11 protein-coding genes are annotated in these 9699 nt (G+C 66.9%); 5 read left to right on the forward strand and 6 right to left on the reverse strand.

Annotation, left to right across the window (positions count from 1 at the left end):
• Positions 1-1307 (reverse strand): hypothetical protein (locus D769_RS18915; RefSeq protein ID WP_008648308.1); only part of this gene is annotated, 1307 nt, incomplete at its 3' end.
• A 192-nt stretch (positions 1308-1499) separates the two neighbouring features.
• On the opposite strand from D769_RS18915, the gene D769_RS18920 reads away from it, so the two are divergent.
• On the forward strand, positions 1500-2054 hold the full coding sequence (locus D769_RS18920; protein WP_008648309.1) for a hypothetical protein: 555 nt from the start codon (positions 1500-1502) through the stop codon (positions 2052-2054).
• A 58-nt stretch (positions 2055-2112) separates the two neighbouring features.
• On the opposite strand, the gene D769_RS18925 is transcribed toward D769_RS18920, so the two are convergent.
• The 3 genes from D769_RS18925 to D769_RS18935 all read right to left on the reverse strand — a co-directional run bounded on the left by D769_RS18925 (position 2113) and on the right by D769_RS18935 (position 3904).
• Positions 2113-2691: an AAA family ATPase gene (locus D769_RS18925; RefSeq protein WP_040011132.1), complete on the reverse strand. Its 579-nt coding sequence runs from the start codon at positions 2689-2691 to the stop codon at positions 2113-2115.
• Between the two features lie 5 nt (positions 2692-2696).
• On the reverse strand, positions 2697-2897 hold the full coding sequence (locus tag D769_RS18930; RefSeq protein WP_008648313.1) for a DUF2905 domain-containing protein: 201 nt from the start codon (positions 2895-2897) through the stop codon (positions 2697-2699).
• A gap of 200 nt (positions 2898-3097) precedes the next feature.
• Positions 3098-3904 carry an IclR family transcriptional regulator C-terminal domain-containing protein gene (locus tag D769_RS18935; protein WP_008648315.1) on the reverse strand — a complete coding sequence of 269 codons (807 nt, stop codon included), beginning with the start codon at positions 3902-3904 and terminating at the stop codon, positions 3098-3100.
• Positions 3905-4028: 124 nt separating this feature from the next.
• On the opposite strand from D769_RS18935, the gene D769_RS18940 reads away from it, so the two are divergent.
• The 4 genes from D769_RS18940 to D769_RS18955 are packed head-to-tail and all read left to right on the forward strand — an operon-like array spanning position 4029 to position 8164.
• Positions 4029-5024, forward strand: coding sequence for a tripartite tricarboxylate transporter substrate binding protein (locus tag D769_RS18940; RefSeq protein WP_008648316.1), 996 nt, complete (start codon positions 4029-4031; stop codon positions 5022-5024).
• 19 nt (positions 5025-5043) lie between these two features.
• Positions 5044-6567: an AMP-binding protein gene (locus tag D769_RS18945; RefSeq protein ID WP_008648317.1), complete on the forward strand. Its 1524-nt coding sequence runs from the start codon at positions 5044-5046 to the stop codon at positions 6565-6567.
• Positions 6564-7358 carry a citryl-CoA lyase gene (locus tag D769_RS18950; RefSeq protein WP_008648318.1) on the forward strand — a complete coding sequence of 265 codons (795 nt, stop codon included), beginning with the start codon at positions 6564-6566 and terminating at the stop codon, positions 7356-7358. Before D769_RS18945 ends, D769_RS18950 begins: the two co-directional genes overlap by 4 nt.
• Positions 7355-8164, forward strand: coding sequence for an SDR family NAD(P)-dependent oxidoreductase (locus D769_RS18955; RefSeq protein ID WP_008648319.1), 810 nt, complete (start codon positions 7355-7357; stop codon positions 8162-8164). Before D769_RS18950 ends, D769_RS18955 begins: the two co-directional genes overlap by 4 nt.
• A gap of 48 nt (positions 8165-8212) precedes the next feature.
• Here D769_RS18955 and D769_RS18960 read toward each other — a convergent pair whose 3' ends face one another.
• On the reverse strand, positions 8213-8998 hold the full coding sequence (locus D769_RS18960) for a heme ABC transporter ATP-binding protein (RefSeq protein WP_008648320.1): 786 nt from the start codon (positions 8996-8998) through the stop codon (positions 8213-8215).
• A 28-nt stretch (positions 8999-9026) separates the two neighbouring features.
• On the reverse strand, positions 9027-9699 hold a 673-nt coding region (locus D769_RS18965; RefSeq protein WP_008648322.1), incomplete at its 5' end, for an iron ABC transporter permease.

Raw genomic sequence — 9699 nt, forward strand, 5'->3', positions numbered from 1 at the left:
CCCGAGCGCCGCACCGCCAGCCCGCTCCACACGGTCGCCCACGCAAAGGGGCGCGGGTCGGCCAACATGCTCATGGCACGCGCGTAGTCGAGCGTCAGGCCCGGCGTCCACGCCATGGTGGCGGCACGCTTGCGCAGATGGGCGGCTACCCACAGCTCCGGTGTCAGCAATAGCCGGAACAGTGGCCACCAGCCGCCGAGCCGCGTCCAGGCGCGTGTGGCGGCGCCCTCCAGCGCGGCATCGAGCGCGCGTGCCACCGTGCTCGAACAGTTCCGGTGCGTCAGGTTGTAAGTCGTGTTCTGCCGATAGTCGTGCCAGAATTTCCGCAGGCGCTCGGCATCGTAGTTGCGAATGCGAACCTGAACGGTCGACGGGCACCATGCCTTGGATTCTGTCGGGTAGTCAGGCTGGAACCGTCCAGGTACGTTGTTCTCCTGCGTGGCCCGCAGCAGCCGCGTGAAATCGTCTGGCGAACGGTCGATCTCGACGGCCGGGTAGAGGCTGATGTAGATGCCTTCGGGGGATTCCAGCGCGGCGTGCCCCGTCGAGATGACGCCGTCGCGGTCGACGGCGGCGATGTAGCGGTCGATGATCGGCTGATGCTGTGCCTTGGACTTCGCGGAACCTACGGGCGTCCAGACGTGGACGGTCAACGCGCGTTCGTCCGACGCGGGCGGTCCGCTCCACGTCGTCAGGCGCCGCTTGTTCGATTCGGCGCTGGCGGACTCCGGATCCTTGCGCAGGCCGGGGTTGCCCGCAAGCCGGCGCGCGCGCGATGCCAGCAGCAACATGTTCCAGCCGCCGAAGATCAGCCCAAGCGCCACGCAGTAGGGCACGGTGCCGACATAGTGCGTCGGGTAGGGCTGGATGAAGAAGATGGCCAGGGCGATCTCGATCACACCCCCCGCCATTGCCAGCCGCCACGTGCGAAAGCGCACCACATGCGCGGAGGCCACCTGCAGCAGGCCATCGGCCAGAAACAGCGCGCCGAAGATGACCGACAGGATCATGTGGCCATGGTGGCGCTCGGCCAGCACGAGGATGGCAGCCACGCTGAAGGCGATGCCCTTGGCGTAGCGCAGCGTACGCTGGCCACCAATGCCGGTCGAGGCCACGGCCAGCGTGGCCAGCCCTTCCAGAAGCAGCAGCCAGGCGAACGGCTGGATCGGGAAATCAAGCTTGCCGTCGAGCGCATCGATGAACAGCACGGCACCGACCGCGATGCTGAGGGCACCGGCCCAGGCCAGCGCTTTCCAGCGTGTACGCAGGTAATCCACTCCCAACAGCAGCATCAGCAGGCGAACCATTGGCGTCTCCGGCGCGGCGGTATGAATTGTTCGCGGATTCTACCGTCTCTTTCAATGCCCGAACCAGCGTGACGGCAGGGTGGCCGGCGCTGTCACCCCTCCAAGGTGGGATTTGGGTCTTGCGGAATTCTTCCGTAGTCCGTTGAGGGCACGGATATCAGCAGAGCCCATACAACCCACTGGAAGAGAATCATGAAGCAAAGCAAGTTTGCCCTCGTTGCCGCCATCTGCGCGACGGGCGTTCTTTTGACCGGATGCGAGACCACGAACTCGATCCCCTACAAGGCATCTGCCTCGAACGTTATCGCCATCCAGCAGAGCCTGCAGTCGAAGAAGGTCAGCGTCAGCGATGTCGGCATGGCGCAGGGCGTCGACGAGAGCCCGCTGTGCCGTCTGATGGGTCCGGTCAAGGTGGCGCCGGGCAAGACGCTGTCGCAGTACATCAAGGACGCCTTCCAGGAAGAACTCCTGATGGCGCAAGCCTACGATGTGAAGGGCGCCCCGATTCAGGGCCGTATCGAGGAACTGAGCTTCAGCTCGGTGTCCCCGGCGTACTGGCAGATCACGATGGCCGTGCAATCGCCGGCGGACAAGGGCTACAAGGTCTCGGTCAAGTACCCGTTCGACACGAGCTTCACGGCCATGGGCGCGTGCAAGAACGTGGCGGATGCCTTCGGCCCGGCCGTGCAGGAACTGCTCAAGCAAGTCGTGACGAACCCGCAGTTCCCGAAGCTGTCCGGCAAGTAAGCCATCGAAGCAAGCCGTCTGGGGCACGCTCCCTTCCGCTTCTCGCGGAGGGTGGCGTCTAGCCCTGGAGGGTATTCAGGACGAAATCGGCGCGCTCGGCAATGCTGGCCCTGGGGATGATGCGAACGTCATACCCAAGCGCTGGATAGGCTTCGAGCAGCCGCGTGTACTCCGCGGTGGCGGCGTCGAGGTCATGGCGGCGCTCGGCGTCCTGAACGTAGATCTCCGGCCAGGGTGGCGTCAGGAATACGACCCGATGGTACGGCCGGATCTGATGCACGAGCGGCGCGAGTTGTGGCTTGCCACTGACGTGCTGAAGCGCGACGAACGCGTCGACCAGCCCCCGATCGAAGAAGACCCATTTTCCCGGCTCCCCCGGCTCCCCTGGCTCACCCAGCCCAACCCGGCCAGCCGACTGTTCCAGCGCGAGCAGGTCGGCGCGCGCCATGGCGATCACGCGGCGCAGAAAGGCAGGCATGTCGACCCATGGCAGCGCATTGCCATGGCGGGCCGTTTCTTCCACGACGACGCGCCGCCCTGGTTCTTCCACCACGGGATAGCCACGCGCCCCGAGTTCGCTCAGCAGCGACGATTTCCCGCCCCCCGAACACCCTGAGATCACGACGCACTGGCTCATCACCGTCATCGCCGTAGTAGCCAGAGCACCAACGACACCAGCAGCGAGATCAGGATGCAGGTGGTGATGGGGAAGTAGAAACTGAAACCGTCGCGGACGATCCGGATGTCACCGGGCAGCCGCCCGAGCGGCAGCCGCGACAGCCAGGGCCACGCGATTGCCGCGACGAGGAACAGGCAGCCAAGAATCAGAAGCAGACGTTGCATGACGGAAGCGATTGGGCGCGGGGCCGAAAGCGGTGGGGGAGGGAATGCAGCCTGGCGGGATTGCCGGCGGGCGGCGTTTCCCTGGTTCGACCGGCTGCGTGGAAGAGGATTCCCGGATGGAACGGGCAGGCCAATGATCATGCCCGTAAAGCGGCGGAGTGTCGACCTGGCGTTCCGCCAGGTGAGTCGCTACGGACCGGCTACAGGCCACGCGGCAGCAACGCCGCCACCGCTTCGCGCATCACCCGGGCCAGCAACTGCTGCCGCTCGCGCGGCATTCGCGCTAGCGTGGTGGCCACGCTGATGCCAGCCACGGGTTCGCCATCGCGATCGTGCACGGCCATGCCCACGGCCAGTGCGCCGCGCGTGGCGTGATTGCCGATCACCGAGTAGCCGCGTTCGCGCGTAGCGCGGATCAGGATGCGCATCCGGTCGGGCGTCATGCCGCCGTACTGGTCCAGCACACCAGCATTGGCGGCGATCACCTCGTCGACGGTGGCATCGGGCAGCGCTGCCAGCAACGCCAGCCCCGCGGCGCCAACGCCCAGCGGTTGCCGGGTGCCCACCTGGATGACCAGCACCTGCACGGGATGGGTGCCCACGTGCCGCGCGATGCAGCGCGACAACGCGCCATCGCGAACCACGCCGAAGGCGGCATCGCCGCACGCCTGGCTCACCCGCGTGAGCACCGGGCCCAGCTTTCCAGAAAGGTCCGTCGATTCCCCACGCTGCGGCATTGCCGCCAGACGCGGACCGCGCACATAGCGAAATCGTCCGTGCTGGACCACATATCCGCAGTCGATCAGCGTCGCCAGCAAGCGGTAGACCGTGGGCCGCTCCAGGCCGGCCGCGCGGCACATGTCGATCACCCGGAGACCATCCTTGCCGGCTGCCAGGATGGCGTCGAGCAGCGTCAGGCCGCGTCGTAAGGCACGGGTGCCTTCCTCGGAGGTCGAAGATGAAACGTCCGCCTGCCGGACGTTTCGATTCGCAGTGCGAGATGTCATGGGAAAGAATTTGCGGGCCGGAAAGCAGTCCGCAGTATGCCGCAGCCGCGCCGCAAGGTGCGGTGGGCAAATCGAGCAGACGGGCGCGTTCCGGGCACGACCATCCAACAAGGAGACAGCACTCATGACTTTCTGGAACGCGGCGCGCAGGCGCCTGTTGAGCCACGCCCTGATCAGTGCCGCGCTTGCGTGCGGCGTTCCCGCCGCCCAGGCGGCCGATTCCAGCTTTCCCACGCGCCCCGTGCGGCTCGTGGTGGGCTATGCCGCCGGAGGCGCCACCGACGTGCTGGCCCGCCTGGTAGCGCAGAAGATGGGCGAGGCGCTGGGCCAGCCGATCGTGGTGGAAAACCGCGCCGGCGCCAATAGCAACGTGGGCGCCGAAGTCGTGGCCAAGGCGACGCCGGACGGCTACACGCTCTACGTCTTCACGATCGCGAACACGATCAATGCCACGCTCTACGACAAGCTCGGCTACGACCCCGTACGCGACTTCGAGCCCGTCGGCATGATTGCCAAGATCCCGAACGTGCTGGTGGTCAACCCGAAGTTGCCGGTCAAGACCGTTGCCGACTATGTGCGGTTGGCCAAGGAGTCGCCCGACGGTATGACGTTCGCGTCGTCGGGCAGCGGATCGTCCATTCACCTGTCCGGAGAGATGTTCCGCAGCCGCAGTGGCGCCAACATGCTGCACGTGCCTTACAAGGGGAGCGCGCCGGCCGTTACCGATCTGCTGGGCGGGCAGGTGCAGTCGATGTTCGACAACGCGCCGTCCGCGCTGCCGCACGTGAAGTCCGGCAAGTTGCGCGCCATCGCGGTCACCAGCGCCCAGCGCATGCCGCAACTGCCTGACGTGCCCACGGTGGCGGAATCCGGACTCCCGGGCTTCGATGTGCAGTCCTGGTTCGCCATCGCCGCGCCGACGGGGACGCCCAAGCCGGTGATCGACAAGCTCAACACGGCACTGAACAAGGCGCTCAACGCATCCGAGGTACGCGAGCGTATGCGCGACCTGGCAGCCACGCCCGAGCCGGGTACCCCCGAGCAACTCCGTACCTTCACGATGTCCGAGATCAAGCGCTGGCACGACGTGGTCAAGCAATCAGGCGCGCGTGTCAACTGAGGATTCCCAAGGACCCCCCATGCTTCCGATCGAACTGTTCTGGCGGGCCGCCGACCGCTGGCCCGACAACGTCGCCATTGACGCCCCCGGCGGCAGCCTGCGCTATCGCGAACTGGCCGGCCAGGTGGCGGCGCTGGCCACGCATTTCATGACGCTCGATCCCGCGCCGCAGAGTCGCGTGGGTATCTGCGCCGGCAACTCGGCCGAGCACATCGTGGCGCTGCTGGCGGTGCTGGCCAGCGGCAAGATCTGGGTACCGCTGAACCCGAAGAGCACCCAGCCCGAGTTGCGCCGCATCATCGACGCCACGACGCCGAGCATCGTGGTACTCGATGCCGCCTGCGAAGCGCTGCTGGGCGACGCACCGGGCACGCGGCTCTACACGGGTCATGCGTCAGATAGCGCAGACGTGCTGAGCGCCGTTGTTCTCCGGTATCCCGATGCCACGCGCCCGGCGCTCGACCTGAACCGGGACGCCACGCAGGCCATCAAGTTCACAGGCGGGACCACGGGCGCGCCCAAGGGCGTCATGCAGCCGTATCGCGCCTGGATGACCAATATCGTCAACCAGATCCACGCCTGGGGTTTCACCGAGGCGGATCGCTATGTGATGGCCGCGCCGATCACGCACGGCACGTCCACCTACGTCATGCCGATCCTGGCGCAGGGCGGTTGTCACGTGATCATGGAAGGCAGCGGGGCAGAAGCGGTGCGCGCCACGTTCCGTGACCGCGCCGGCACGGTCTGCTTTATGCCGCCCACGCTGATCTACATGCTGATGGCGCTGCCCGGCACATCGCGCGTCGACTACCCGGCACTGCGTCGCCTGATTTACGGCGGCGCGCCGATGCCGCCGCAGAAGATCCAGCAGGCGCGCGAATTCTTCGGGTCGGTGGTGGCCACCACATATGGCCAGACCGAGGCGCCGCAACTGCTGACGGTGATCGGCCCCGACGATCTGGCTGACGAGCGCCGCATGGCATCGGTGGGGCGCGCCACGTGGTTCAGCGAGGTGGCGATCATGTCCCCGGACGGGCGTCTGCTGCCCCGTGGCGAGGTGGGCGAAGTGGTGGCACGCGGCGACCTGGTCATGACCGGCTACTGGAACCGTCCGGACCTGACCGCCGCGACCATTGTCGACGGCTGGTTGCATACCGGGGATCGCGGCATGTTGGACGCGCAGGGTTTCCTGTACCTGAAGGACCGCCTGCGCGAAGTGGTGATCACTGGCGGCTTCAACGTCTACCCGATCGACGTGGAGAACGCGCTGGGCCAGCACCCGGCCGTGCATGAATGCGCGGTGTTCGGCGTGCCCGACGACAAATGGGGCGAAGCGGTCCATGCGGCCGTGCAATTGCGCGAAGGATGCGCGGTGCAGGCCATCGAGCTGATCGCGTTCGTGCGCGAGCGGCTCGGTCCGGTGCAGACGCCAAAGCAGATTCATTTCCACACCAGCCTGCCGCGCTCCACCGTCGGCAAGGTACTCAAGAACACCGTGCGCGACCAGGCGCTGACGGCATTGCAAACCGGAGACCAAGCATGAGCCAACAAGACAAGCCGGTGACCCGGCTGTGCACCCACACGCTGACCAGCCTGCACTATCGCGACGCGAATCTCGTGGACGACCTGCTGGGCAAGAAGACCTTCACCGAAGTCATGCTGATGCAGATCCTCGGCCGCACCCCGCGCCCGGTGGACATGCGTATCGCCGACATGGTGCTGGTGGTGCTGATGGAGCACGGCCTGACGCCAAGCGCCATCGCCACGCGCCTGATCTACATGAGCGCGCCGGAGAACCTGCAAGGCGCCGTGTCGGCGGGCCTGCTGGCGGTTGGCAGTTCGTTCGTCGGCACGATGGAGAACTGCTCGACGTTGCTGGACCGCATTCTGGCGGCGCGGGACCCCGATGCCGAAGCACTGGCCATCGCCCGCCACTACAAGGAAATGCGGGCGGCCGTGCCGGGCTTCGGCCATCACCTTCACAAGCCGGTGGACCCGCGCGCGTACAAGCTGCTGGAACTCGGCGATGCGGAGCCGGATCTGGCCGGCGCGCATATCGGTGCCCTGAGGCGCCTGTCGGCGGCGGTTGATGAAGTGGCGGGGCGCCCGATCACGATCAATGCCACGGGGTCGGTGGCCGCGTTGCTCGGCGAGATTGGCGTGCCGACGGCGGTGATGCGGGGGTTCGCGGTGATCTCTCGCGCGGCTGGGCTCGTGGCCCATATCGTCGAGGAGCAGCAGAGCCCGTCGGGACGCTATATCTGGGACGTGGTCGAGGAGGCCATCCCCTACGTCGGCAATGTCGGCAACGCGCCGCACGGAGACCACGCATGAACGCGCTGCCGCTCAGTCTGGCGGATTGCACCGTGTTTGTGGCGGGCGGTGGATCGGCGGGCCCCGGCTGGAGCATCGGGCGCGCCGCCAGCGTGACCTATGCCCGGCTTGGCGCCCGCGTCTGCGTGGTGGACCGCGACGCCGCCTCGGCCGCGGAGACGACGGCGCTGATTCGGGCCGAGGGTGGCGCGGCGGAGACTTTCGTCGGCGACGTGGCGGAAGAGGCGGAGATCGCGCGCCTGTTCGCGGAGGCGCGCGAACACTTCGGCCCCATCGATGTGCTGCATCACAACGTTGGCATCGGCAAGACCGGCGGGGTTCTGGACACCGATGTGCGGGATTTCGATGCGGCCCACAACGTGAACGTGCGAAGCCTGCTGCTGGCGTCGCAGCAGGTGCTGCCGTCGATGGTCGAGCGGGGCCGGGGTGCCGTCGTCACGGTTTCCTCGGTGGCGGGGTTGCGCTATATCGGCTATCCGCACCTGTCGTATAGCGTCAGCAAGGCCGCGCTGATCCAGTTCACGCGGATGATCGCGCAGCAGTACGCGGGCAGCGGCATCCGTGCGAATTGCGTGGTGCCGGGTTTGATCGACACGCCGCGCATCGCCCATACCGTGGCGAAGCAGTTCTCGGCGGACAGTCTCGACGACGCCCGCGCGGCGCGTGCAAGACAGGTGCCGATGCAGCGGATGGGCACCGCGTGGGACGTGGCACACGCCTGTGCGTTCCTGGCATCGGATGCGGCGGCCTACATTACCGGCACCGAGCTGGTGGTCGATGGAGGGATAACCGGGAAGTACGCATAGGTGCCTCCCCCATGGGCGCCGCTCAGCCGTTCAGCCGAATCAGTCGAATCAGCCAAACACCACCATCGGCACGCCCCGGTGAACTGGCGATTCCATGACGGTGGCCGGAATGCCGTACACCGTGGCGAGGTTCGGCGGGGTCAGCACGTCGGCGGGGGTGCCGCTGGCCACGGTACGGCCGTCGGCCAGCAGCACGAGCCTGTCGCACCAGCGGGCGGCCAGATTGACGTCGTGGAGCACGACCAGCACCGCCAGGGCGTCGGTACGGCACAGGTTGCGCGCCGTGCCGAGCAGCAGCAACTGGTGCCGGGGGTCGAGACTCGAAATCGGTTCATCGAGCAGTAGCGCGCGGTAGCTGTCGGCCGTGCGGCAGGCCAGCACCTGCACCAGCGCGCGGGCGAACTGCACGCGCTGCTGTTCGCCGCCGGATAGGCTCTGGTACGAACGCGTGGCCAGATGCCCGACATCGGCCAGCGTCAGCGCGCGGTCCAGCAGGGTATCGAGCGCGTGCTTGCCCATCTCTGGAAACGGATAGCCGCCCATCGCCACCACCTCCGTCACGCCCAGGTCGAAGCCCAGACCGGGCGATTGCGGCAGCACCGCACGGCTACGGGCCAGTTCGTCCACGGGCCAGTCCGTCAATGCCCGGTTGCCGAGCGACACCGCCGCGTCGTCGCCGGGCAGTTCACCTGCCAGCGTGCCGAGCAGCGTGCTCTTGCCGGCGCCGTTGGCCCCGAGCACGCCGACCATCTCGCCGGCCGGCAGGTTCAGGTCGATACCGGACAGGATCTGCCGCCGTCCGCGGCTGCATGAAAGATTGCGGGCAATCAGCATGTCAGGTTCGTCAGGTTCATTAAGCTCGTCAGGTTCTCTTGCGTGTCAGCATCCAGAGCAGGAAAGGCCCGCCCACCAGGCTCGTGACGATGCCGATCGGCAGTTCCGCCGGAACCACCACCGTGCGTGCCATCCAGTCACCCAGCGTCAAGGCGATGGCGCCGCCCGCCAGTGTGTTCGGCAGCAGCCAGCGATGGTCGGCGCCCAATGCCAGACTGATCAGATGCGGCACGACCAGTCCCACGAAGGAAATCGTCCCCGTGACGGCCACGATGGGCCCTACCAGCAGCGCGGTAAGCACGATCAGCCGGCGGCGGAGCTGCTTCAGGTCGAAACCGATGTGCTGGGCTTCCCGTTCGCCGAGCAGCAGCGCGTTCATCGCGCGCCAGTCACGCATGAGCAGCGCGCAGAGCACGGCTACCAGCGGCACCAGCCACGCCAGGATTGACCACGTCGCGCCAGCAAGGCTGCCCATGTTCCAGAACGTCAGGTTGCGCAGTTGCACGTCGCTGGCCTGATAGGTGAAGAACCCAACGACGGCCGCGCAGATCGCATTGATGGCCACGCCGGCGAGCAGCAGGTTGGCCGCGCCCGGGCGCCGTGTGCCAAGCACGTAGGCGAAGGCGGTGGCAATCAGGCTGCCTGCGAATGCGGCGGGCGCGACGCTGCCGAGCCCTTCGGCGCCCAGCACGATCGCGGCC

The organism is Cupriavidus sp. HMR-1 (genome assembly GCF_000319775.1).
Lineage (GTDB): Bacteria > Pseudomonadota > Gammaproteobacteria > Burkholderiales > Burkholderiaceae > Cupriavidus > Cupriavidus metallidurans.